Below are 24798 nucleotides of genomic sequence, written 5' to 3'. Positions count from 1 at the left end.
GCCTGACCGTACTCACGCGGCCAGTACCGCCATCGACAACAGCTGCGCACCGCTGCCGGCGGAACTGCAGGTCCAGACCCGCAGCAGGCGCAGCTTCACTTCACGCTCCCGGCCCTGCCGCGACACGGACAACCGCACGTCGCTGGACAGCAACGCCAGGCGGCCACACAGCAGCGTCTCCACCGCGTGCAGCTGCAGGCTTCGCACCTGCAGGCTGCCGGCCAGCCAATCGCCCAGCCATGGCAGATCGAGCATGCGGCCGCCGTGGCCTTCCATCATGAACAAGGCCGGCGATACCAGCGCGTTCAACGCATCGTGGTCATTTTCCAGCAGCGCAGCGCACAGGCGCTGCTCCAGCGCCATCAACTGCTGCTCATGCAGATCTTCAACGATGTTCCGTTCCATCCACGGTTCCTCCCGGCATCGGCCGGCGCCTGCGCAGGCGCTGCGCGATCCACTGCCGCGCGCCCTGCACCACTACATAGAAGACCGGCACGAAGAACACCGCCAGCACGGTCGCACTGACCATGCCGCCGAACACACCGGTTCCAATCGCCTGCTGGGTTTCCTTCGACGCGCCCTGCGCCAGCATCAGCGGCACCACGCCCAGCGCGAATGCCAGCGAGGTCATCACGATCGGGCGCAGGCGCAGCCTGGCTGCCTCCAATGCCGCCTCGACCAGGCCGCGCCCCTGCTGCTGCAGCTGCCGCGCGAACTCGACAATGAGGATCGCGTTCTTCGCAGACAGCCCGATCACGGTGATCATGCCGACCTTGAAGAACACATCGTTGGGCATGCCACGCAACAGCACCGCGGCGACCGCACCGAGCAGGCCGAGTGGCACCACCAGCATCACCGCCAGCGGAATCGACCAGCTCTCGTACAGCGCCGCCAGCACCAGGAACACCACCAGCATCGACAACAACAGCAGCCACGGCGCCTGCGCCCCCGACTCACGCTCCTGCAGCGACTGGCTGGTCCACTGCAGGGCAAAACCGGACGGCAGCTTCCCGGCCAACCGCTCCATCTCCGCCATGGCCTGGCCGGTCGACACGCCGGAGGCCGGTGCGCCGGACAGATTCAACGCCGGGAAGCCGAGGTAGCGCTGCAGCTGCAGCGGCGCCTCGGTCCAGTGCGGGGTCACCAGTTCCGACAACGCCACCATGCCGCCCTCGCTGTTGCGCACGTACAGATTCAGCACGTCCTCCAGTTCCATGCGATGCGGCGCGTCGGCCTGCAGGATCACCTGCTGCAACCGGCCCTTGTTGGGGAAATCATTGACGTACTGCGAGCCCATCGCCGCTGACAGCGTGCTGCTGATGTGCTCGAAGCCCACGCCCATCGCCTCGGCCTTGGCGCGATCAATGTCCAGCCGCACGCTGGTACCTGCCGGCAGGCCATCGGCATGCACCTCCGACAGCAGCGGACTGGCGTCGGCCAGCTTCAGCAGCTGCTGCAGGGCCGCGCGCAGCTCGGCCTGGCTCTGCCCGGTACGCGCCTGCAGGGCCAGCGAGAACCCGGACGAACGGCCCAGGCTGTCGATCGCCGGCGGCATCACGCTCATCACCTCGCCCTCGGCAACCGTGGCCATCGCCTGCTGCGCGGCCTCCACCTCGCCGGCCGCGGTGGCGCCAGCACGCTCGCCCCAGTCCTTCAGCATGGTGTAGGTCAGCGCCGCGCTCGGGCCGGAACCGGAGAAGCTGTAACCGAGGATCGACTGGTTGGAGCCGATGCCCGGGCGCGAGGCCACGTGCCGTTCGTAGGCTTCGACCACCGCCAGCGTGCGTTCGGCGGTGGCTTCGGCCGGCAGCTGGATCGAGGTCATGAAATAGCCCTGGTCCTCTTCCGGCAGGAACGCGCCCGGCAGCCAGTGCAGGCCCAGCAGCAGCGCCGCCACCAGCGCGGCGAACACGCCCATCACCCGGCCGCTTCGCTGCAGCACGGAGGCCACGCCACGCTGGTAGCGCCCGGTCAACGCCTCGAAGCCACGATTGAAGGCGCCGAACAGCCCGCCACGACCATGATGGCCGTGGGTGTTCGGGCGCAGCAGGGTCGCGCACAGCGCCGGTGTCAGGCTCAGTGCCAGCAGCGCCGAAAACAGGATCGACACCGCCATCGCCACGGTGAACTGGCGGTAGATCGCGCCCACCGAGCCGCTGGCCAAGGCCATCGGAATGAACACCGCGGTCAGCACCAGGGTGATGCCGATCACCGCGCCGGTCAGCTCGCGCATCGCCTTGATGGTCGCCTCGCGCGGCGGCAGGCCCTCCTCGGCCATGATCCGCTCCACGCCCTCGACCACCACGATCGCGTCGTCGACGATGATGCCGATCGCCAGCACCATGCCGAACATGGTCAGCACGTTGATCGAGAAGCCCAGTGCCAGCATCACCGCGAAGGTACCGAGCAGCGCGATCGGTGCGACCAGCGCAGGAATCAGCGTGTAGCGCCAGTTCTGCAGGAACAGGTACATCACCGCGAACACCAGCAGCATCGCCTCCAGCAGCGTCTGCACCACCTTCTGGATCGAGATCTTCACGAACGGCGCGGTGTCGAACGGGATGCTCGCCTCCACGCCGCGCGGCAACAGCGGCGCCAGTTCCGCCATGCGCTCACGGACCGCCGACGCCGTGCGCACCGCATTCGCGCCCGGCCGCAGCTGCACCCCGGCGGCGGTGGCCGGATGGCCATCCTCGCGGGTGCCCCAGGCATAGCTCTGCGCGCCCAGTTCGACGCGGGCGACATCACCCAGCACCACCCGTGAACCGTCGGCCCCGGCGCGCAGTACGATCGCCGCGAACTGTTCCGGCGTGGACAACTGGCCGTCGGCGCTGAGCGGCACGGTGATGCGCTGGCCTGGAACACCCGGCGAATCACCGATGCGCCCCGGCGAGATCTCCAGGTTCTGCTGCTCGATGGCAGTGGCCACATCGCCCATGGTCAGGCCGTAGCCGGTCAACCGGGTCGGGTCCAGCCACACGCGCATCGCCTGCTCGGCACCGAACAACTGCACGCGACCGACGCCATCGATGCGGCGCAGCTCTTCGATGATGTTGCGCGCCATGAAATCGCCCAGCGCGGCCTCGCTGACGCTGGCATCCGGCGAACGCAGGCCGACCAGCATCAGGAAGCCGGAATCGGCGGCCTCCACGAACAGGCCGTTCTGCCGCACGCTGCGCGGAAGGCGCGGCTCGATCGCCTTGATCCGGTTCTGCACGTCCACCTGCGCCAGTTCCGGATTGGTGCCGGGCTTGAAGGTGGCGGTGATCGAGGCTTCGCCGGAGGTGTCCACCGACGATTCGAAGTAAAGCAGATGCTTGACGCTGGACAGCTCGCGCTCGATCAGGCCGACCACCGCATCGTTCAACGTCTGCGGGCTCGCACCCGGGTAGCTGGCATAGATGCTGACGCTGGGCGGCGCGACCGCCGGATAGCGCTCCACGGCCAGGCGCGGAATCGCCAGCGCGCCGGCCAGGATGATGAAGATCGCCAGCACCCAGGCGAACACCGGGCGATCGATGAAGAAACGTGCCATGTTGGATTTTCCTGGAGGGGCTGTCCCGGGAAAGGCTCAGCCCTTGCTGCCGGCCTGCACCGCACCGGCGCTGGCGACCGGCTTCTGCCAGTCGCGCGCATCGACCACCACGCCTTCCTGCAGGCGCTCCTGGCCCTCGACCACCACTTTCTCGCCGGCCTTCAGGCCCGCGCGCACCAGCCACTGGCGATCGACGCTGCCGTCCACCTCCAGCGTGCGGATCACCGCCCTGCCGTCGGCGCCTATCACCCAGGCATAGGCCTGGCCACCGGCGCTGCGCAGCACGGCCTGCTGTGGCACGGTCAACGCGCTGGCCGGGGCACCCCGCGGCACCCTCGCGCGCACATACATGCCGGGCAGCAGCTGCCGCCGCGGGTTGTCCACCAGGATGCGCAGGATCACATCACCCGTCCGTGCATCGACATTGATACCGGAGAACAGCAGCTGGCCACGCTCGGGCAGCGGCTTGCCGGCGGCACCGATGATGGTCACCGGCAGCTTGTCGCCGCCGGCCGCACTGCGCTGCAGCGACTCCAGCTGCGCCGCCGGCTGGCGCACATCCACGTAGACCTGGTCGATCTGCTGTACCACGGCCATCGGCTCGGCATCGGCCACGCCGACCAGCGCACCTTCGGTCACCAATGCCTGATCGATACGACCGGCAATCGGTGCGCTGACCGTGGCATAGCGCAGGTCGAGCTGGCGACGGGACAGGATCGCGCGCGCTTCATTCACTGCCGCGCGTGCCTGCTCGTACTCGGCGCTGGCGTCGTCCCGATGCTGCTGGCTGACCGCCTGCGCGGCAGCCAGGGCGTGCAGGCGCTGCGACTGCACGCGACTGCGGCCCAACGCCGCCTCACTGCGCTGCAGTGCGGCCAGCGCCGAATCGACGTCGGCCCGGAACGCTGCCGGGTCAATCTGGAACAAGGCCTGGCCTGCCCTGACTTCCGCCCCCTGGTCGAACAGGCGCCTCTGCACGATGCCGCCCACCTGTGCGCGGATCTGCGCGGTGCGCACCGCCGCGACGCGGCCTGGCAGTTCGTCGTCACGTTGCACCACCTGCGGGCCGACGCTGATCACGCTGACGCGCGGCGCCGCCTCGGGGGTGGCTTCGGGAGTGGAGCAGGCCGTCATGGCCAAGGCGAGGGCCGCGATCAACGCGACCGGAGTCCTGAAGGTTCTCATTGCTGTGCACAATGCCGCGCAGGCGGCGGATAGGTTCTGAAGCGCGCAGTCTGCGTGGCGATGATGGGGTTTCGATGGAGGAACTGTGGAGATACGATGGAGGCAAGCACCTTACGGCCCCGCCCCTGCATGCATGCCTCCCCTGCCCTCGCCGCCCTCGTCCTGATCGTCGAGGATGAGGCCGAGATCGCTGACATTCTCTGCGCCTACCTGGAACGCGAAGGACTGCGCACGCTGCGCGCCGCCGATGGCCACAGCGCACTGGACCTGCACCGCAGCGCCCGGCCCGACCTGGTCCTGCTCGATGTGCAGCTGCCGCGCCTGGACGGCTGGAGCGTGCTGACCCAGCTGCGCCAGCGCGGCGAGACGCCGGTGATCATGCTGACCGCACTGGACCAGGACCTGGACAAGCTGACCGCGCTGCGGATGGGCGCTGATGACTACGTGGTCAAGCCCTTCAACCCGGCCGAGGTGGCCGCGCGCGTGCGCGCCGTACTGCGGCGCACGCTGCGCGCCGCGCGCGTGGACGCACCCACCGCGTTGCGCGTCGGCCCGCTGCTGATCGACTCGGCCACCCACGCGGTGCACGTGGAGGGCGAAGGCTACAGCCACGAAGTGCTGCTCACCCTCACCGAGTTCAAGCTGCTGCACTGCATGGCGCTGGCGCCGACGCGCATCTTCAGCCGCAGCGAGCTGATGCACGAATGCCTGCCGGAAAGCGAAGCACTGGAGCGCACCGTCGACAGCCATGTCAGCAAGCTGCGCCGCAAGCTGGATGAAGTGGGCATGGTCAACGTCCCAGCCAGCGTGCGTGGCGTCGGCTACCGGCTGATGGCCGATCGCTGATGCCCTCCCTGCGCCGCTCCGGGCTGAGCCGCCACATCATCGTTTCGATGTCGCTGATGGTGATCGGCGTCATCGTGATGATGATCCTGTCATCGTGGCTGCTGTACGCGGTGCTGGTCGAGTTCTTCCCCGGCAGTACCGAGGAGCCGGAAAGCTGGCTGCCGACCGGCCCGGAACTGGCATGGATGGTGGGCGTGATCCTGACCGGGCTGGCGCTGGCCATCGCCGCCTCGTTCCGCCTCGCCCACCGCATCCTGTCGCCGCTGAATTCGCTGGTGGACAGCGTGCGTGCGCTCGCGGGCGGCGACCTGGGTGCACGCGCCAGCGTCGAGGAAAATTCGCCGGGCGAAGTGGCGACCCTGGTCGAGGACTTCAATGCGATGGCGCGCCGCCTGCAGCACATGGAGAGCGAGCGCGCGATGTGGCACGCGGCCATCGCCCATGAGCTGCGCACGCCGGTGACGATCCTGCGTGGCCGCCTGCAGGGGCTGGCAGAGGGTGTGTTCCAGCCAGACGAGTCGCAGTTCCGCAGCCTGCTGGCCCAGGTCGAAGGGCTGTCACGGCTGATCGAGGACCTGCGCGTGCTGAGCCTGTCCGACAACGCGCGGCTGGACGTGCGTCGCGCGCGCACCGACGTGGTGGCCGAGGTGCATTCGGTGATGACCCTGGTCGATCCACAGTTCCGCGCCGCCGGCTTCGTGCTGGAGCTGGAAACCAGCCGCGAGGAACACAACGCGCACTGCGACCCGACCCGCCTGCGCCAGGCATTGCTGGCGCTGCTGGAGAACGCGCGGCGCTATGCCAGCCCGGGCAAGGTGCGGATTGCAGTGCATGACACGCCCGGCCACGTGCAGGTGGCGATCGAAGACGAGGGTCCGGGCATCGACCCGGAACTGCACGCGGATATCTTCACCCCGTTCATGCGTGGCGACGGTTCGCGTTCGCGACAGGGCGGCGGCAGCGGGCTCGGCCTGGCGGTGGTCAAGGCCATCGCCGACGCGCACGGTGGCCGCGTCTACTGCATCCCGGGCAGCGCCGGCGGCAGCCGCTTCGTCATCGAACTGCCGCGCCAGTAGCCGGGCGGGCTGCCTGCGTACGCAGGTGTGCACCGAGTGCGGCCAGATTGGCGTCGATCGCATCCATTTCCTCGCGTTGGCGGATCGGCAGCTGCTGGCGCAGCTGGCCGCGCAATGCCTGCCACGCCGGGACCGCCTGCGCACTGGCAGTGGCCACGGCCGCGGACAGCAGCGCCTGCTCGTCGCCCAGCGGCAATCCATAGCCGTCATCCTGCAGCAGCGTCCCCGGGCGCAGCCACTGCCCGCTCTGCTCCAGCAACCCGCGCAGGCTGCGCGTTTCAGCGCTGTCCGGTGCGGCCAGCAGCTGCCGCTTGAGCACATCGCGTGCGCGCAGCTCGGCGCGCCGCTGCGCGGCCTGTTCCAGCAGCAACAGGCCGGCACTGGCACGCAGGTCACCCTGCAGCAGCCACGGTGCGCGTTGCTGTGCAGACAGCTTCAACCAGCCGCGCACATCACGAGCGGGCAAGGCCAGCTGGGCCGCGGCCACTGCGAACAACTGCTGGTAGTGGTCGCGCGCCGAGGCGAAGTAGTAGCCCTGCGCCTGCGCTGCAGTGCGGTCCGCCAGTACCCTCTCGTCGAGCACATCCAGCCGCACCAGTCGCCGCTTCAGGCCGCGCGGACTCAGTTGGGCCAGGCCCGCCTCGCCAAGGCGCGGCACCCCGGCCTGCAGCAGCTTGGCGGTTTCCACCGCGCAGTTGTTGCTGACGAAGTAATAGCGCCCGTCATAGCTCCAGTGCACCTGCGCGGTGCGCTCGAGCAGGCTGGCGATTTCGCTGCGGCCCAGCTGCAGCGGCAGCGACTGCAGCCCGCGCAGCTCGACCTTGGTGTACTCGTCCACCACCTGCTGCAGGGGCAGCACGAACAGCCGCGACGGATAGCCGCCGGTCAGGCCACGCCAGTTGGATATCTGCACGTCGCCCACGAACGCGCGGAACGACAGCACGCGGTGGTACTCCAGGTCCAGGCGGCAGTCCGGCCCAGGTACGCGGCCCGGCTTGCAGACCACCAGCCGCAGCATGCTGTGGCCCCAGCGACTCATCGGCTGCGCACTGCCTTCGGCGAACAGGTAGTCCACCGCGTAGACGCGCGCCGGGTCGAGCTGCAGCAGCGATGCAGCGCCCTCCTCCGATTCGGCCTGCAGCAGGGGCAGCGTCGTGGCGCACCGCGGCCGTGGCAGCGACGGTGGTGTTCCGAAATGCGCCTGGTACCACTGCGCCAACGCGGGCCGCCGGCAGGCGAACTCGCCGTCGAGCACGAAATGCTCGGCATTCACGGCCAGGTACTCGGCCGGGTTCGCCAGTTCATAGACATCCGGGCTGCGATCACGGAAATCGTTGTCGCCCCGGCCGAGGTGCCAGGGCCTGCGCTGCCAGCCCGCAAGGTCACGCCATCGCACGCTCTGCGACCAGTTCGCACCGCCACGGTCGGCGACGTGGGTCAGTTCATGCACCAGCGCACTGCGGCGCGCACGGCGGTTGCCGGGCATGCCGTCATCCAGCAGGGTGCGGCGCAACGTAATGCGGCCGGCGAAAGCGCGCCCGTGCACCTCGGCGGGAAGGTCATCACTCCAGCGCACCTGCACCTGAGCCGGCAAAGCGCGCAGCAGGCCTTCCGGCAGCAGGGACTGCACGTCGGCCAGGGTCTGGCTGGCGAGCTGCTGCTGCGTCGGATCGAGACCGGAGGGATCGAGCTGCAGCCGATCAGCCGCGTGGACGGAAGGGATGAGCAGCCATGCCAATGCGGCGATCCACCCGCACCGCCCGCTGTGCTTCCGTAGAGCCGAGCCATGCTCGGCTGCTGTTGCGATCCGGGTGCGCCGGGCATCCAGCCGGGCATGGCTCGGCTCTGCAGAAAGCGATGACGCCGAGGTCATGCAGCCCGCATCAACGCGCCAGCAGCGCGCGGGCCAGTTCCAGGTCGCTCTGTTGCTGTGCGGCAGCGCTCTGCTCACGCAGGTGGACCAGCGCGGCCTGCAGGCGGGCGCCACGGATCTGGCCGTCGCTGGCGACGAACGCAGCGGCATCGTCGCGCGCGGCTCGCACCACCTTGTCGTCGCCCGAGCTGCTGCCCGAGGAACCGGAGGAGGCACCGGTCGCCGAACCGGCCGAGGTGCCAGCGAAGCTGGAAGCGAAGCCGGCCAGCGGCAGGGACAGCAGGGCGAGCAGCAGAAGCGGACGGGTCATCGGTTCGAAGCCGGTTGTGAAGGTGCGTGGAGCGTAACGGGTACGTGAAGGATTTGCCCGGCTCAGGCGTCGAACAGCTTGCCGGGATTCAGCCGCGCTTGGGGATCGAACGCGCGTTTGACCGCCTTCATGAGCGCGATCTCGGCGGGGGCGCGGGTGCTGTCCAGGTAGCCCTTCTTGACCAGTCCGATGCCGTGCTCGGCGGAGATGCTGCCATCGAAGCGGGCCAGCACCTGCGCCAGCAGCTTGGTCACGTGCTCGCACTGCGCCACGAAGTCGGCGTCGCTGGTGTCGTCCGGCTTGAGCACGTTGATGTGCAGGTTGCCATCGCCGATATGGCCGAACCAGACCACGTCGAAGTGCGGGTAGGCCTGCCCGATCAGTGCCTGGGTCTCGGCCAGGAACGCCGGCATCGCCGAGATCCGCACCGAGACGTCATTCTTGTAGGGCTTGTAGCGCGCCAGCGACTCGGTGATGCCTTCGCGCAGGCGCCACAGCTGGGCGGCCTGGGCATCGCTGGCACTGATCACACCGTCGCTGACCCAGCCGTTGCCCATGCAGTCCTCGAAGGCCGCCATCGCCGCGGCTTCCTGTGCCTCGTCGTTGGCCGCGAACTCGGTGACGACGTAGTACGGATGCACCTCGTCGAACGGTGCCTGCGCGCCATGCGCCAGCACGTGCTCCAGCGCCCGGTCGGTGAAGAATTCGAAGGCCTGCAGCTGCAGGCGCGCGCGGAACGCGGCGAACACCTGCATCAGCACCTCGAAGCTGGGTACTGCCAGCAGCATCACGTTGCTGGCCGGCGGCGGATCGGTGAGTTTCACTGTCGCCTCGACGATCACGCCCAACGTGCCTTCCGAACCGATCAGCAGCTGGCGGAAGTCATAGCCGCTGGAGTTCTTGATCAGGCCCTTGTTGAGTTCCAGCAGCTCGCCGCTGGCGGTAACCACCTTCAGCCCGGCGATCCACTCGCGGGTATTGCCATAGCGGATCACGCGGATGCCGCCGGCATTGGTGGCGATGTTGCCGCCGATCGTGCACGACCCGCGCGCAGCGAAGTCCACCGGGTAGATCAGGCCGTGGTCCAGCGCGGCGTTGTGCACGGCCTCCAGCGGCATGCCGGCCTGCACCACCAGGGTGCGATCGACCGCGTCGTAGGCCAGTGCCTTGTTCATCCGTTCCAGGCTGAGCACCAGCTCGCCGTTGGCGGCCACCGCGCCACCGGAAAGGCCGGTACGTCCGCCGGACGGCACCACGGCCACGCCCTCGCCCGCACTCCAGCGCATCACCGCCTGCACTTCCTCGACCGTGGCCGGCAGTGCGATCGCCAGCGGCGCTGGCGTCCAGCGCCGGGTCCAGTCGCGCCCGTAATGCTCCAGGTCGGCCGGGTCGGTCTTCAGCTTCAGGCCGGGACAGGCCTGCTGCAGCGAGGCAATGCGGGAATCGGTCATGACGGTCCAACGCGGTGCGTGAAGACGGGCAAGCGTGCCAGCGGTACGCGCCAGCGTCCAGCCCCGCAGCGATACAGATAGCTACGGATGCAACCAATTGCGCACTGCACCATGGGCGCTTCGATCTGGCATAGTGGTCAGCCCCTGTCCCACTGGCCGTGTTGCCCCATGTCGCCGAAGAAGACCTCGTTCCCCAAGCAGGATATCCGCGTACTGTTGCTGGAGGGGGTCAGCCAGACCGCCGTGGAGGTGTTCAGCGCCGCCGGCTACAGCCAGATCGAGGCGCACACCAAGGCACTGCCCGAGGACGAACTGAAGGCGCGCATCGCCGAGGCGCACATCGTCGGCATCCGTTCGCGCACCCAGCTCAGCGCCGAGGTGCTGGCCGAGGCCAAGCGCCTGATCGCGGTGGGCTGCTTCTGCATCGGCACCAACCAGGTCGACCTGGACGCGGCCGAGCTGGCCGGCATCCCGGTGTTCAATGCGCCCTACTCCAACACCCGCAGCGTGGCCGAGCTGGTGATCGCCGAGGCGATCATGCTGACCCGTGGCATTCCGCAGAAGAACGCCGAGTGCCATCGCGGCGGCTGGTCGAAGTCGGCCAGCGGCAGCCATGAAGTACGCGGCAAGACGCTGGGCATCATCGGTTACGGCCACATCGGCACCCAGGTCGGCGTGCTGGCCGAATCGCTGGGCATGCAGGTGATCTTCCACGACGTGGAAACCAAGCTGGCGCTGGGCAATGCCCGTGCCGCGGCGAGCCTGGACGATCTGCTGGCCCGCGCCGACATCGTCACCCTGCACGTGCCGGAGACCCCGGCCACGCAGTGGATGATCGGCAGCACCGAGCTGGCGAAGATGCGCAAGGGCGCGCACCTGATCAACGCCGCGCGCGGCACCGTGGTCGACATCGACGCGCTGGACGCAGCGCTAGCCAGCGGCCACGTCGGCGGTGCCGCGCTGGACGTGTTCCCGGTCGAACCGAAGGGCAACGGCGATATCTTCGAGTCGCCGCTGACCCGCCACGACAACGTGATCCTGACCCCGCACGTGGGCGGCAGCACGCTGGAAGCGCAGGACAACATCGGCGTGGAAGTGGCGGCCAAGCTGGTGCGCTACAGCGACAACGGCAGCACGCTGTCGGCGGTCAACTTCCCGGAAGTGACCCTGCCCGAACACGAGGACAGCCTGCGCCTGCTGCATATCCACCAGAACGTGCCGGGCGTGCTGTCCAGGGTCAACGAGATCTTCTCGCGCCACAACGTCAACATCGACGGCCAGTTCCTGCGCACCGACCCGAAGGTGGGCTACGTGGTGATCGACATCACCGCCAGCGAGGCGCAGGCCGCCGCCGTCCGCGACGAGCTGGCCGCGATTCCGGGCACGCTGCGGACGCGCATCTTGTATTGAGCAAGGCGTCGCCGGGCATGCCCCGGCGGATTGCTTCCGGCGTCGCACCATCCACGCATGGCGTGGATGGAACACCTCAGAACCTTACGGCGTGGAGGTTCTTGTAAAAGTCCCAATGGATCAGAACCCTGTCTTCCATCGACAGGAACAGCGTATCGACGAAATCCAGCTCCTCGGCATGAACCAGCCAGTCCTGCAGGCGGCTGCCCAGCGAAGGTACCGCCCCATCCACCTGGACAACCGTCAACGCAGCCTCGCTTGGCAAGCCAACAGCATCTGCAATGGCGCTCAACTCCTGCGCCAGCCGCTCCCGCCCCACCCCGGGGACCTCCAGGCGCGATGGCACGCGCTCCCAGTCGATGGATGTGATGACTGGCAATGCAGCCTTGATCATCGCAAGGGCAGCATCGTGCTTCGCCTCGCCACAGGCATGAGCCGCAACAAACGCGGCACAGCCGTCCGAGAGCATCAACGTGCCAGCCAGCGGCGCGCCATGCGCTGCATGGATTCATCCGACGCCGGGTCGGCCGCGACCTCGGTTACCGGCCGCCAGGCCAGGTCCAGCGATTCCTCGCTGAGCACGAATGCCTCGCCACCGAGCGCCCGGATCACGAAACGCACGTCGTAGTGCCAGTGTCCCGGCACGTCCTTGCGCTCGGGAATCCAGTGCTTGTCCAGATCGAAGATGGCCGGGTCTTCCAGCACCAGGCCGCTCAGGCCCGACTCCTCCTCGGCTTCCTTCAGCGCCACCCGGGCCAGGTCACGGTCGCCGTCGGCGTGGCCGCCCAGCTGCAGCCAGCGCTGCAGCTTGCGGTGGTGGGTGAGCAGCAGGCGCTGGCCATCGGCGCTGACCAGCCAGCAACTGGCGGTGAAGTGGCCGGCCAGTCGCTCGCGGCGGAACGGATCTTCCGGATCATCCAGCAATGTGCCGAATTCGGCAGCCAGGGCGTCGTGGGCGGGTTCGCGGCGCGCGTAGTCCCGGAGCAGGCCGCGCAGGCGATCGTCAAGCGCGGCAAGGGTTTCGGCGGTCTGGCTCATGAATGGGGACGGTTCGGAAAAATACTGCTCATTATCGCCGTTCATTGTTGCGATTGCGCTTGTGCGTTGGCTTCAGCTTTGGCTAAGGTACAGCGGGCCGTTCGCACGGCCTTCACCATTCAAGGCAGCCGGCAACGTATCGGCCGCCCACCCCATCCGATCACTAGGAAGTACTGCATGCTGAAAGCTCTGTTGAGGGTCAAGCCGGTCGAGCCGGCCGGGCACGTCGATGCCGGCGAACCCATCGAAGGCAGCCTGGACGGCGAAGCCACGTTGAAACGGACCCTCACGGCTAAACACCTCATCCTGCTGGGCGTGGGTGCGGTGATCGGCGCAGGCATCTTCGTGCTGACCGGCCAGGCCGCAGCCAACCACGCGGGCCCGGCGGTGATGCTGTCGTTCGTGCTGGCCGGTTTCGCCTGTGCGCTGGCAGGCCTGTGCTATGCCGAGTTCGCGGCGATGATGCCGGTCTCCGGCAGTGCCTACTCCTATTCCTACGCCACCCTCGGCGAAGGCATGGCCTGGTTCATCGGCTGGTGCCTGGTGCTGGAGTACCTGTTCGCCTCGGCCTCGGTCGCGGTGGGCTGGTCGGCCTACCTGATCAGCTTCATCACCACCACGCTGCACATGCCCTTCCCGGACATGCTCAGCGCCGCGCCCATCGCCTGGACCGGCAGCGAGTTCGTCTCCTCCGGCAAGCTGTTCAACCTGCCGGCGGTGCTGATCGTGGCGGCGGTATCCGGCCTGCTGTACGTGGGCGTGACCCAGTCGGCGTTCGTCAACGCGATCATCGTGGCGATCAAGGTCACCGTCATCTGCCTGTTCATCGGCATCGGCGCGGCCCACATCGACCCGGCCAACTGGCACCCGTTCATTCCGGAAAACACCGGCGTGCCGGGTGAGTTCGGCTGGAGCGGTATCTTCCGCGCCGCCACCATCGTGTTCTTCGCGTACATCGGCTTCGATGCGGTCTCCACCGCTGCCGGTGAGACCAAGGACCCGCAACGCAACATGCCGATCGGCCTGCTCGGCTCGCTGGCCGTGTGCACGATCGTCTACATCATCGTCTGTGCGGTGCTGACCGGCATGATGCCGTACCACCTGCTGGGCACCGACAAGCCGGTGGCGACCGCGCTGGAGCCCTACCCGACCCTGTCCTGGCTGAAGACGTTCGTGGAAGTCGGCGCCATCGCCGGCCTGTCCTCGGTGGTGCTGGTGATGATGATGGGCCAGACCCGCATCGCCTATACCATCTCCCGCGACGGCCTGCTGCCGAAGTTCTTCGGCAAGGTCCATGCCCGTTTCCGCACCCCGTACGTCGCCACCATCGTGGTCGGCGTGATCGCCGCCGCGCTGGCCGGCCTGGTGCCGCTGAACGTGCTGGGCGAGCTGGTCTCGATGGGCACCCTGCTGGCCTTCGCCACGGTCTGCATCGGCGTGCTGGTGCTGCGCTATTCCAAGCCGGACCTGCACCGCCCGTTCCGCGTGCCGATGGTTTGGATCATCTGCCCGCTCGGCGCGGCCACCTGCCTGTTCCTGTTCTGGCAGGCGTTCGTGGTGCATTGGCACCTGTTCGTTGGCTGGACGCTGCTCGGCCTGCTGATTTACCTGGGCTACGGCATCCGCAACAGCAAGCTCGCCAAGTCGCCCTGATCCGCCTTCGGGCCGGCCTCGCGCCGGCCCCTCCGTTTTCCCGCGCGCCGCCCATGGCGCGCTTCGACAAGACCACCACACATGTTCAAGCAACTGTGGGCCACCAAGCATCCGCATGCCGCCCATGAAGACGCCAACGGCCTGAGCCTGCGTCGCCACCTTGGCCCCTGGGGGCTGACCGCCCTGGGCATCGGCGCGGTGATCGGCGGCGGCATCTTCGTCATCACCGGCCAGGCCGCCGCCAACCACGCCGGCCCGGCGATCATGCTGTCCTTCGTGCTGGCCGCCATCTGCTGCGCCTTCTGCGCGCTGGCCTATGCCGAATTCGCCTCGATGGTGCCGGTCTCCGGCAGCGCCTACACCTACACCTACGCCACCTTCGGCGAGCTCTCGGCCTGGTTCATCGGCTGGATGCTGGTGCTCGAGTACGGCGTCTCCGCCTCGGCGGTGGCGGTCAGCTGGACCGGTTATTTCCTCAGCCTGCTCAGCCAGTTCGACATCCATCTACCGGCGGCACTGGTCAGCGCGCCACTGGACGCGCAGCTGCGCCCCACCGGCGCGATCGCCAACCTGCCCGCCGCCGCACTGGTGCTGCTGCTGACCTGGCTGTGCTACGTCGGCATCAGCAAGTCCTCGGCGATGAACATGGCGATGGTCGTGCTCAAGACCGGCCTGATCGTGCTGGTCATCGTGGTCGGCTGGAAATACGTGGACACCAGCAACTGGACCCCGTTCATTCCGGCCAATGAAGGCCCGGGCAAGTACGGCATGGAAGGCGTGCTGCGTGGCGCGGCGATGGTGTTCTTCGCCTACATCGGTTTCGAGGCGGTATCGGTGGCGGCGCAGGAATCGAAGAACCCGCAGCGTGACATGCCGATCGGCATGATGCTGTCGCTGGTGATCTGCACCGTGTTGTATATCGCAATGGCCGCAGTGATGACTGGCCTGGTGCCGTTCCAGCTGCTGGGCACCGACGAGCCGGTGGTGACTGCCGTGGCCGCGCACCCGCAGCTGGGCTGGCTGCGCTGGGTGGTCGAGGTCGGTGCGCTGGTCGGCCTGTCTTCGGTGGTGCTGGTGATGATCATCGGCCAGCCGCGCATCTTCATGATCATGGGGCGCGACGGCCTGCTGCCACCGGTGTTCACCCGGATCCACCCGAAGTACCGCACGCCGCACATCAACACCGTGATCACCGGCATCGGCATCGCGCTGCTGGCGGCGCTGTTCCCGCTGGACATCCTGGGCGAGCTGACCTCGATGGGCACGCTGATCGCGTTCGCCGCAGTCTGCGCCGGCGTGCTGATCCTGCGCCGCACCCAGCCGGACCTGCCGCGCCCGTTCCGCATGCCGATGGCGTGGCTGATCTGCAGCCTGGGCGTGCTGAGCTGCCTGGCGCTGCTGTCGGCGATGACGATGCACAACTGGATGCTGATGGGGGTATGGACGTTCGTCGGCTTCGTGATCTATTTCTGCTACGGGTTCCGGCACAGCCGCCTGCGGGGTCAGTAAGGGGTTTTTGTATTGCAGGGCCTGCGGCCCTGCACCCGCCTTTGAAGCCGGAGCGACGGCAAGAGCTGGGCTGAGGGTTTGGCGGGGAGGGGGGAGATTGCGGGGGACGCTGCAAGTACATCCCTGTAAGCTCGGTCGCCGCATCCATGCGGCTCACGCCCCCGCAACCTCCCCCCTCCCCGCCTCCGACAGTCTCCTGGCACGTCCAGTAGATCCACGCCATGCGTGGATGAATTGCGTCTGAGAGATGAATTCTCTCCGGTCGATGAATCCCCTGTAGAGCCGAGCCATGCTCGGCTCCGAGCAAGCCCAGCGCCGCGACCCGCTTTTCGCTTTTCCTTCTTCACTCCGTGGCTGGCCGCACGCCGGAACCTGTCCGAGGCGGGTGGGTGGGCCGTGCAGGGGCGTTGGCGCCATGTATGGCGCCATCGAGCTTACAGGGACGTACTTGCAGCGTCCCCTGCACGGCCCACCCGCCCCGCCCGCCCATGAACCGCTCTACACGACCCGCCACGAGGGGCTCAGCCGTTGGCCGAATCCAGTAAAATCGCCGGCATGAACGCCCCCACCTTCCCGTACGACACCGCGCGCCTGAGCGAACTGGCCCAGCTGCTGATCGACAACGTCCGCGAACTGGCGCACGCCGGCTGGACCCCGGCCACCAGCAGCAATTTCTCCCACCGCCTGGATGACCGCCACGCCGCGATCACCGTGTCCGGCAAGGACAAGGGCCGGCTGATCGAGGACGACATCATGGTGGTGGACTTCGACGGCCTGGCCGTCGGTCGCCCGCTGCGCCCGTCCGCCGAGACCCTGCTGCACACCCAGCTGTACCGCCGCTTCCCGGAAATCGGCTGTGTGCTGCATACGCATTCGCCGGTGCAGACCATCGCTTCGCGCCTGTACGCGCCGCAGGGCCATATCCGCCTGGAAGGCTACGAGCTGCTGAAGGCCTTCGCCGGCAACAGCACCCATGAAATGGCCATCGACGTGCCGGTGTTCGCCAACACCCAGGACATGAACGTGCTCTCGGCGCAGGTCGACGACCTGCTCGACCGGCAGAACCTGTGGGGTTACCTGATCGACGGCCACGGCCTGTATGCCTGGGGCCGTGACATGGCCGAGGCGCGCCGCCACCTGGAAGCCTTCGAATTCCTGTTCCACTGCGAGCTCGAGCTGCGCAAGCTGCGCGGCTGAGCCTGCGCGCAGGTGCAGATGCCGATCCGGAATCTGCGCCTCGCCCCCACCCTGCTACCCTGTCTTCCCCCCGAGACGTTCAAGCTGCCGCCATGAGCCGACTGCGCATCTACGACGACACCCGCCCCGAATCGCCGCTGCTGGACACCCAGGACGGCGCGGTCATCGCTGCCGAGCTGCAGAAGATCGGCGTCACCTTCGAGCGCTGGCAGGCCACCGCGCCAGTCGCGCCGGGCGCCAGCCAGGAGGAAGTGTTCGCCGCCTACCGTGCGGACATCGACCGCCTGGTCGCCGAGCGCGGCTTCAAGAGCGTGGACGTGGCCTCGATCGCCCCGGACAACCCGAACCGCGCCGAGCTGCGCAAGAAGTTCCTCGACGAGCACTTCCACAAGGAAGACGAGGTGCGCTTCTTCGTCGCAGGCTCGGGCCTGTTCACCCTGCACGTGGGTGACAAGGTCTATGAGATCGAGTGCGTGAAGGACGACCTGATCGCCGTGCCCGATGGCACCACCCACTGGTTCGACATGGGCGATGAACCGAGCTTCGTGGCGATCCGCTTCTTCACCGAGCCGGACGGCTGGGTGGGTCATTTCACCGGCACCGACATCGCGCAGAAGTTCCCCCGTTACGTACCTACCCAGGCGTCCTGATCCATGCAGCCCCGCGTCATCCTGACCGACATCGAAGGCACCACCAGCAGCATCTCGTTCGTCAAGAACGTGCTGTTCCCCTATGCCCGCAAGGCCTTGCCCGCGTTCGTCGCCGAACATGGCCAGCAGCCGGAGGTCCGCCGCTGGCTGGACGCGGTGGCTACCGAGATCGGCGGCGCCTGCCAGGACAGCCTGGTGGCCGAGACGCTGCAGGGCTGGATTGACCAGGACCGCAAGCACACCGCACTGAAGGCGCTGCAGGGCCTGATCTGGGATGAGGGCTACCGTCGCGGCGACTACACCGCGCACTTCTACCCGGAAGTGGCACCGGTGCTGAAGGGCTGGCATGCCTCCGGCCTGCCGCTGTACGTGTACTCCTCCGGCTCGGTGCCGGCACAGAAGCTGTTCTTCGGCTTCAGCGATGCCGGTGACCTCAGCCCGCTGGTGTCGGGCTGGTTCGATACCGAGATGGGTGGCAAGCGTGAGGCCGACAGCTACCGCCGCATCGTGCAGGCCATTGGCGTGCCGGCCGGCGAGATCCTGTTCCTGTCCGATGTGGTCGAAGAACTGGATGCTGCCCGCGAAGCCGGCCTGCAGACCCGGCTGATCGACCGCCTGGATGACTACCCGATGCCGCGTACCGGCCAGTCCGCCAACGGCCACGAGCGGGTCGAGAACTTCCAGCAGATCCAGCTGTAAGCAGGAAAAAGGGGACGGAGGGGATTAAGTCGTTTGTGGCCCATGTGTGCCACAAACGACTTAATCCCCTCCGTCCCCTTTTTTGCTCAACGGTCGTTGAGGGTCTTCACCCTCAGCGCCTCGCGCAGGGTAACCAGATCCACCGGGCCGCGCACCGCGATATCGCGGGTTTCGCCCGGCAGCAGGTCCAGCAGGTTTTCTTCGACCTGCACGTCCAGCGCACCGAAGTCGATCCACGTCGCGCGCACATACGCCGCGCTTTCCAGCCGCAGTCGATAGTGGTCGCCTTCGATGGACAACGTGGCCTTGAGCTTCTGCCGCGGCAACACCTGGTCCTTGGCTTCGACGAATCCGACAACCTGCCGTGCGCTCACCGCCCCGTTCTGCAGCAGCTCAAACACCGCCACCGTGCGCTTCGGATCGGCACCGGCCAGCAACTCGGCATCGCGAAAATCACCGATCGAGGTGACGCCCGACGCCGCCAGCGTCACCGCATCCTCGCGACGGCGCAGCACCTTCCCTTCCACGTCCATCACCCGCAGCCGCCAACGTGCATCCAGCGCCGCACCGTCATTGATCAGGCGTACCCGCGTGCTGCCCTCATCGCGCAGCGCGGCTACCGTGACCGGCGCGAAGAAGCGCCGCGCGGCGAAGTGCAGCGCCTTCCAGCGGCCGAAGTAATCCACGCTGGACCACGAGGCGCCTGGCCAGACATCGTTGAGCTGCCAGTACAGCGAACCCATCGTGTATGGCCGGGAGGCGCGATGATGCAGCGCCGCCAGTGCGATGCCATCGGCCTGCATGACCTGGCTGAGGTAGACGAAGTCCTCGAAGTCCTTCGGCGTGCCATAGCCCTGTTCGATGTAGTGCAACAGGCGGCTGTTGCCCTCGCCGGCCATGAACTTCTGGTGTGCACGGATCACCGGGCTGTCGATGCGCTGCTCGGCGCGGGTGGCGATCTGGTCCACCGTCGCCACCGACGGCCACGCCTGCAGCCCGTACTCGGACATGAAGCGCGGCGTCTCACGCAGGTAGGCCTGCACCGGCAGCGCCGGATTGCCCCAGACCTGCCAGTAGTGCTTGTCGCCGCGGGTGGAATCGTTGGCCTTCTCGTCCAGATCGTTGCTGGGCGAACTGGACCAGTACGGTACGCCCAGTCCTTCCTCGCCCACCACCTGGCGCAGGTCGTTGCCGAACAGGTCGACATAGCCCTGCCAGACCTTCGCCGCAAATGCCGGGTCGGCCGCCTTCAGGTCGCGGCCGTGACCCCAGTCCTTCCAGGCGGTTTCTTCCTCGTTGTTGCCACACCACAGCACGATGCTGGGGTGATGGCGCAGCCTGCGCACGTTGTCGCGCGCCTCGGCCACCACGCTGGCACGGAAGGCCGGATCGTAGCCCGGCTGCATGCCGCCGCCGAACATGAAGTCCTGCCAGACCAGCAGGCCCAGTTCGTCGGCGATGTCGAAGAACGCGTCGTCCTCGTAGTAGCCACCGCCCCAATTGCGCAGCATGTTCATGTTGGCGTCGCGCGCGGCGGTCAGCACCTGGCGCAGACGTGCTGCGTCGACGCGTGCGGGGAAGGCATCGAACGGAATGACGTTGGCGCCCTTGGCGAAGATCGGCACGCCGTTGATGACGAAGGCGAAGCCCTGCCCGCCCTTGCCGTCCTCTTCGCGGCGCAGTTCGACCGTGCGCAGGCCGATGCGCTGCTCGCGCACCAGCGTTGCGTCGGCACCACCATCCAGGCGCGCCTGAACGGTATAGCGATCCTGCGCACCATGGCCGACCGGCCACCACCGCTTCGGTTCCGCCAGTTCAATCGGTAGTTCAACACTGTTCTGCCCGGGCTTCAGCAGTACGGTGCGCCGCTGCTGGGCCACGCTGCGACCCTGCGGATCGCGGACTTCCACATTGACGACCGCAGAACCGGTGGCGCTGCCCTGCTCCACCTGCAGCAGCACCGCCAGCTTCGCCTGCTCCGCGCTCAATGCATCGGTGCGCACGGCAAGACTGGTCAGGCGGTGCGTATCCCAGGCCTGCAGGTCGACCCCGCGCCAGACCCCGGCGGTGACATAACGCGGGCCCCAGTCCCAGCCGAAGTGGTAGGCCGGCTTGCGCGCGAAGTTGCCGACCATCGCGTCCTTCGGCTCATCGCCATACGGCGACGGGTAGTTGCCAGCGATCTTGTGTGGCATCGCCTGTACGCCCGGAAGCAGCGTGCGGATCGGTGAGCGGAACACGATCTGCAGTTCATTGCCCCTGGCGCGCAGATGCCCTTCCACGCGCGCGCGCCAGGTCCGGTGCGCGTTGTCCGCGCGCAGCAGCGGCTTGCCGTTGAGGCTGACTTCGGCATAAGTGTCCAGCCCGTCGAAGCGCAGTTCGGCATGGGGCTTGGCCAGCATCGCCGCGTCCACGTCGAAGCGCGCGCGGTACTCCCAGGCCGCCAGGCCGATCCATTGCAGCTCCGCTTCGGGCGCACCCACGTACGGGTCGCGGATCAGCGCATGCGCCAGCAGGTCGGTGTGCACGCTGCCCGGCACCGTCGCCGCACGCCATTGCTGCAGGCCTGGATGAGCTGCGCCCTGCGCGTCGCCGGGCAGCATGCGGAACTCCCACTGTGCCTGCAGGGGCGCCGCAATTGCCGGGAAGGCCGACGTTGCGACCAGCAGCAGGAGCAGACGGACAACGAGGGAAAGACGATGCACGCGGAGCTCCTGTTTTTCCGCCGGGCGTGGCCCGGCGCTACTGATTCAGATTCAACATGCGTACGGCGACACGCGCCTCAACGCACCACGTTCAACACTTCGTAGCACGCGCCCATGGTGTGGTAATCCACCTTGCCGGCCGGGCTCTTCTCGTCGCTGTACTTGCGGTTGTCGGCATCGAGGATACGGAACCAGGCGCCGAACTGATGGTCGACGAAGTGCTCCCACGCGTACGCCCAGATGCGCTCGTACCACTGCCAGTAGCGGTCATCACCGGTGCGCTTGGCCATCAGCGCGGCAGTAGCCAGCGTTTCGGCCTGCACCCAGAAGTATTTGTCGTCGTCGCAGACGAAGCTGTCGCCACCGATCGGCGCGCCATCCATGCCCGGCTGCCGGCGCGATTCCGGTGCGAAGCCGTAGTACAGGCCACCTCGCGCTTCGTCCCAGCTGCGCGCCACGGCCACGTCGAACAGGTGCTGCGCGGTCGGCACCAGCCAGTCGGCCTGCACGTGGCGATCGAGGATCAGCAGCAGCTTGGCCCACTCGGTCTGGTGCCCCGGTTGGAAGCCCCACGGGCGGAACAGGTGCTTGGGGTCGTCCAGGTTGTAGTCCCAGTCGATCTCCCAGTTCTCATCGTAGTGCTCCCAGACCAGCCCGCCGGCCTTGGCCGCCTGGCGGCGGGTCATGTTGTCGGCCAGCTGCAGCGCGCGCTCCACATAGCGCTGCTCGCCACTCGCCTCGAACGCGGCCAGCATCGCCTCGCACATGTGCATGTTGGCGTTCTGTCCACGGTAGCCGGTGAAGTTCCACTGGCCATCCGCTTCATCCTTGTAGAGCCCGTGCTGCGGCTCCCAGAAGCGCGCTTCCAGCAGCTGCCAGGTCTCGTCCATCCACGCGCGGGCCTGCTCGATACCTGCCTTCAGCGCGCAGCTGTAGGCCAGCAGCACGAAGGCCACGCCGTAGCAGTGGTTCATGTCGTCCTCGACCTTGCCATCACGCAGGGTCCAGGCATAGCCGCCGGTGGCCGGGTTGCGGTGCACCTCGCGCAGGTAGCGCACGCCGTGCTCGACCGCGTCGCGGTACTCGGCATTGCCGAACTCGCGGTAGGCCATCGCGTAGTTGAAGACGAAACGGGTGCTGCTCACCAGGTGGCGATGGCTGGCATCGTAGATGCTGCCGTCATCACGGAAGTAGTGGAAAAAGCCACCATTGGGATCGATGCAGCGCGGGTGGTAGAACGCCATGGTGTCGGCGATGTGCGCGCGCAGGAACGCGGGCGAACGGAAATCGGGCGAGGTGCTCATGCGGTAATGTCCTGTGCCTGCAGCAGCTGCTGCACTTCATCGAGCGAGGGCATCGCGGCGAACGCGCCCTTGCGGGTAACAGCCAGCGCGCCGACCGCTGCGCCGAAGCGCAGCGTGGCGGTGATCGCCTCCGGGTCCTGGCAGAAGGCGGTAAAACCGGCACCGGCCCCGCCGCGCTCCAGCAGGCCGACCAGCACGCCGCCGACGAAGGCATCACCGGCCGCCGTGGTGTCGACCGTGGCCACGCGGAAGCTGGTGACCGTGCCGTGGTTGTCGCGGGTGTACCAGTGCAGCGTGGCTGCACCATCGGTGACGATCACCCAGCGCGCCTGCGCGGCCAGCAGGCGCCGCAGCACCGCCGCCTCGCCATCGGCGCCCAGCGGCGCGGCCAGGTAGTCCAGCTCCTCGCGCGACAGCTTGACCAGGTCGGCGCGTTCCAGCGCCTGCCACAGGCGCGGCGTCGGGTCCTCGTTCGCCGGCCACAGGGCAGGACGCAGGTTGAGGTCCAGGCTGACCACCGCACCAGCAGCGCGGGCACGGTCCATGCCGGCAAAGGTCGCCTCGGCGATGGCCGGCTCGGTCAGGCTGTTGGAACAGACGTGGAAGCATTGCGCGCTGTCGAGGCACGCCGCCTGGAAGTCGCTGTCACGGAACAGCAGGTCAGCCGCCGGCGGGCGGTAGAAACTGAAGCTGCGCTCGCCATTGGCATCCAGGGCCACGAAGGCCAGTGCGGTCTTGGCCGCGTCGGTGCGCACGATGTAATCGGTACCCACGCCGTGCTCGACCAGGCTGTCGGCCAGGAAGTCGCCGAACATGTCGCGGCCCAGCATGCCGACGAACTGGGTCTTCGCACCCAGCCGCGCAGCCGCCACCGCGACGTTGGCCGGCGCCCCACCGGCGTACTGCAGGAACGCACGCGGGGTGTCGCCCGAGGCCGGCGGCTGTGCTAGTAGATCGATCAAAATTTCGCCGAAGCAAACGATGGCACCCATTCCGGACTCAGCCTCCCTGCGTTGCGGAGGCCGGCGTACGCGCACCGACCAGTCCGTAGAAAATGATGTAGCCGTAGCACAGCAGCGGCAGGATGAAGCTGGCCTGCACGCCGATGTGGTCGGCCAGCACGCCCTGCAGGTACGGCACCACGGCACCGCCGACGATGGCCATGATCAGCAGGCTGGACCCCTTGTTGGTCAGCGGGCCGAGGCGCTCGATGCTCAGCGCGAAGATGGTCGGGAACATGATCGAGTTGAACAGGCCGATGGCCACCACCGAGTACAGCGCGACGTTGCCGGAGCTCAGCATGGTGGTGACCAGCAGCGCCACGTTGACCAGCGCGAAGATCGCCAGCAGACGGCTGGGCGAGAAGCGCGCCAGCAGCGCCGAACCGGCGAAGCGGCCGATCATCGCCATCGTCCAGTAGGCAGACACGTAATGCGTGGCCTGCTGCTCGCTGAAGCCACCGATGTTCGGCATCGACAGGTAGTTGACCAGGAAGCTGCCAATCGACACTTCGGCGCCGACGTAGAAGAAGATGCCCAGCACGCCCAGCAGCAGGTGGCGCTTGCGCAGCGCATCCAGGTAGCTGTGGTGGTGGCCCTGGTCGGCCTGCTCGGTGGCGTCGCTCAGCGCCGGAAGGCGGAACAGGAATACGAACAGCGCCAGCAGCACCAGCGCCACCGCCAGGCCCACGTACGGACCCTGCACAGCCTGCGCCTCGGCGGCACGGTAGGCCAGCTGCTCGGCGGCCGGCAGCGCCGCGATGTCGTCAGCGCTCTTGACCGTGTTGGACAGGATCAGCATGCCGCCGAAGATCGGGGCGATGGCCGTGCCCAGCGAGTTCAGCGCCTGCGCCAGGGTCAGGCGGCTGGAGCTGGTCTGCTCCGGGCCCAGCAGCGCGACATAGGGGTTGGCGGCCACCTGCAGCACGGTAATGCCGGTGGCCAGCACGAACAGTGCGCCGAGGAAGGCGCCATAGACGCGCAGTTCGGCCGCCGGCCAGAAGCCCAGCGCGCCGATGCCGGCGATCACCAGGCCGGCGACGATGCCTTTCTTGTAGCCCAGCGCCGCCACCAACCGCCCCGCCGGCAGCGACATCAGGAAATAGGTGCCGAAGAAGGTGAACTGCACCAGCATCGCCTTGGCGTAGTTCAGTTCGAACACCGCCTTCAGGTGCGGGATCAGGATGTCATTGAGGCAGGTCAGGAAGCCCCACATGAAGAAGATCGTGGTGACGACAGCCAACGCCTTGCCGTTGGTGACGGCGGGTGCGTTGCCCGAGGAACCCGATGGACGGGGCGTTGCGGAAATCGGCATGCGGTACGCGCCTCGATGCGCGGAAGGTCGTTGTTGCGTGGAAG

20 protein-coding genes are annotated in these 24798 nt (G+C 67.5%); 8 read left to right on the top strand and 12 right to left on the bottom strand.

What is annotated here, in order from left to right:
• Window positions 1-12: 12 nt before the first annotated feature.
• From AC5P7A_RS17745 to AC5P7A_RS17735, 3 genes are read right to left on the bottom strand one after another with little or no spacing between them, the layout of a single operon-like run.
• Window positions 13-405 carry a nuclear transport factor 2 family protein gene (locus AC5P7A_RS17745; RefSeq protein ID WP_046429967.1) on the bottom strand — a complete coding sequence of 131 codons (393 nt, stop codon included), beginning with the start codon at window positions 403-405 and terminating at the stop codon, window positions 13-15.
• A complete protein-coding gene (locus AC5P7A_RS17740) occupies window positions 386-3535 on the bottom strand; it encodes a multidrug efflux RND transporter permease subunit (RefSeq protein WP_329768623.1) in 3150 nt (1049 codons plus the stop codon). Before AC5P7A_RS17740 ends, AC5P7A_RS17745 begins: the two co-directional genes overlap by 20 nt.
• A gap of 36 nt (window positions 3536-3571) precedes the next feature.
• Window positions 3572-4720 (bottom strand): efflux RND transporter periplasmic adaptor subunit, encoded by a 1149-nt coding sequence (locus AC5P7A_RS17735; protein ID WP_134808822.1) that lies wholly within the window; start codon window positions 4718-4720, stop codon window positions 3572-3574.
• Window positions 4721-4849: 129 nt separating this feature from the next.
• On the opposite strand from AC5P7A_RS17735, the gene AC5P7A_RS17730 reads away from it, so the two are divergent.
• The gene (locus AC5P7A_RS17730) at window positions 4850-5566 is read left to right on the top strand and encodes a response regulator (RefSeq protein ID WP_014646978.1); all 717 of its coding nucleotides are present in this window, start codon (window positions 4850-4852) and stop codon (window positions 5564-5566) included.
• Window positions 5566-6642: an ATP-binding protein gene (locus AC5P7A_RS17725; RefSeq protein ID WP_346601698.1), complete on the top strand. Its 1077-nt coding sequence runs from the start codon at window positions 5566-5568 to the stop codon at window positions 6640-6642. Before AC5P7A_RS17730 ends, AC5P7A_RS17725 begins: the two co-directional genes overlap by 1 nt.
• Here the strand turns inward: AC5P7A_RS17725 and AC5P7A_RS17720 are convergent.
• The 3 genes from AC5P7A_RS17720 to AC5P7A_RS17710 form a co-directional block, all read right to left on the bottom strand.
• A complete protein-coding gene (locus AC5P7A_RS17720; protein ID WP_481434662.1) occupies window positions 6620-8515 on the bottom strand; it encodes a DUF7844 domain-containing protein in 1896 nt (631 codons plus the stop codon). The two genes, AC5P7A_RS17725 and AC5P7A_RS17720, sit on opposite strands and share 23 nt — an antisense overlap.
• 10 nt (window positions 8516-8525) lie before the next feature.
• Window positions 8526-8825, bottom strand: a complete 300-nt coding sequence (locus AC5P7A_RS17715) for a DUF2388 domain-containing protein (protein ID WP_014646975.1) — start codon at window positions 8823-8825, stop codon at window positions 8526-8528.
• Between the two features lie 62 nt (window positions 8826-8887).
• Window positions 8888-10276 carry an FAD-binding oxidoreductase gene (locus AC5P7A_RS17710; RefSeq protein WP_126412054.1) on the bottom strand — a complete coding sequence of 463 codons (1389 nt, stop codon included), beginning with the start codon at window positions 10274-10276 and terminating at the stop codon, window positions 8888-8890.
• Window positions 10277-10444: 168 nt separating this feature from the next.
• On the opposite strand from AC5P7A_RS17710, the gene serA reads away from it, so the two are divergent.
• A complete protein-coding gene (gene serA, locus AC5P7A_RS17705; protein WP_005416356.1) occupies window positions 10445-11686 on the top strand; it encodes a phosphoglycerate dehydrogenase in 1242 nt (413 codons plus the stop codon).
• Window positions 11687-11762: 76 nt separating this feature from the next.
• Here serA and AC5P7A_RS17700 read toward each other — a convergent pair whose 3' ends face one another.
• Both AC5P7A_RS17700 and AC5P7A_RS17695 read right to left on the bottom strand, forming a co-directional pair.
• Entirely contained in the window at window positions 11763-12155 is a 393-nt protein-coding gene (locus AC5P7A_RS17700) for a hypothetical protein (protein WP_053495366.1), read from the bottom strand.
• Window positions 12155-12769 (bottom strand): NUDIX hydrolase, encoded by a 615-nt coding sequence (locus tag AC5P7A_RS17695; RefSeq protein WP_288496772.1) that lies wholly within the window; start codon window positions 12767-12769, stop codon window positions 12155-12157. Before AC5P7A_RS17695 ends, AC5P7A_RS17700 begins: the two co-directional genes overlap by 1 nt.
• A 132-nt stretch (window positions 12770-12901) precedes the next feature.
• Here AC5P7A_RS17695 and AC5P7A_RS17690 point away from each other — a divergent pair, with 132 nt between their 5' ends.
• From AC5P7A_RS17690 to mtnC, 5 genes are all read left to right on the top strand, one after another.
• A complete protein-coding gene (locus AC5P7A_RS17690) occupies window positions 12902-14377 on the top strand; it encodes an amino acid permease (RefSeq protein ID WP_014646972.1) in 1476 nt (491 codons plus the stop codon).
• 81 nt (window positions 14378-14458) lie between these two features.
• Entirely contained in the window at window positions 14459-15886 is a 1428-nt protein-coding gene (locus tag AC5P7A_RS17685) for an amino acid permease (RefSeq protein WP_014646971.1), read from the top strand.
• Window positions 15887-16441: 555 nt separating this feature from the next.
• Window positions 16442-17083: a methylthioribulose 1-phosphate dehydratase gene (locus AC5P7A_RS17680; RefSeq protein WP_041863375.1), complete on the top strand. Its 642-nt coding sequence runs from the start codon at window positions 16442-16444 to the stop codon at window positions 17081-17083.
• Between the two features lie 92 nt (window positions 17084-17175).
• Window positions 17176-17733, top strand: coding sequence for a 1,2-dihydroxy-3-keto-5-methylthiopentene dioxygenase (locus tag AC5P7A_RS17675; protein WP_005409451.1), 558 nt, complete (start codon window positions 17176-17178; stop codon window positions 17731-17733).
• A gap of 3 nt (window positions 17734-17736) precedes the next feature.
• Window positions 17737-18432, top strand: a complete 696-nt coding sequence (gene mtnC / locus AC5P7A_RS17670) for an acireductone synthase (protein ID WP_014646969.1) — start codon at window positions 17737-17739, stop codon at window positions 18430-18432.
• 86 nt (window positions 18433-18518) lie between these two features.
• Here mtnC and AC5P7A_RS17665 read toward each other — a convergent pair whose 3' ends face one another.
• From AC5P7A_RS17665 to fucP, 4 genes are all read right to left on the bottom strand, one after another.
• Window positions 18519-21137, bottom strand: coding sequence for a glycoside hydrolase family 2 protein (locus tag AC5P7A_RS17665; RefSeq protein WP_197606953.1), 2619 nt, complete (start codon window positions 21135-21137; stop codon window positions 18519-18521).
• A gap of 77 nt (window positions 21138-21214) precedes the next feature.
• Complete coding sequence (locus AC5P7A_RS17660) at window positions 21215-22441, bottom strand: AGE family epimerase/isomerase (protein ID WP_049441049.1); 1227 nt, start codon at window positions 22439-22441, stop codon at window positions 21215-21217.
• A complete protein-coding gene (locus AC5P7A_RS17655) occupies window positions 22438-23433 on the bottom strand; it encodes a carbohydrate kinase family protein (protein ID WP_495220414.1) in 996 nt (331 codons plus the stop codon). The genes AC5P7A_RS17660 and AC5P7A_RS17655 overlap by 4 nt, the downstream gene beginning before the upstream one ends.
• A 7-nt stretch (window positions 23434-23440) precedes the next feature.
• Window positions 23441-24754 (bottom strand): L-fucose:H+ symporter permease, encoded by a 1314-nt coding sequence (gene fucP / locus AC5P7A_RS17650; protein ID WP_032957977.1) that lies wholly within the window; start codon window positions 24752-24754, stop codon window positions 23441-23443.
• Window positions 24755-24798: the final 44 nt, after the last annotated feature.

The organism is Stenotrophomonas sp. YJH_SMC_65 (genome assembly GCF_059369475.1).
The sequence above is the reverse complement of the archived record's forward strand: the minus strand, read 5'-3'. Positions and strand labels throughout refer to the sequence as shown.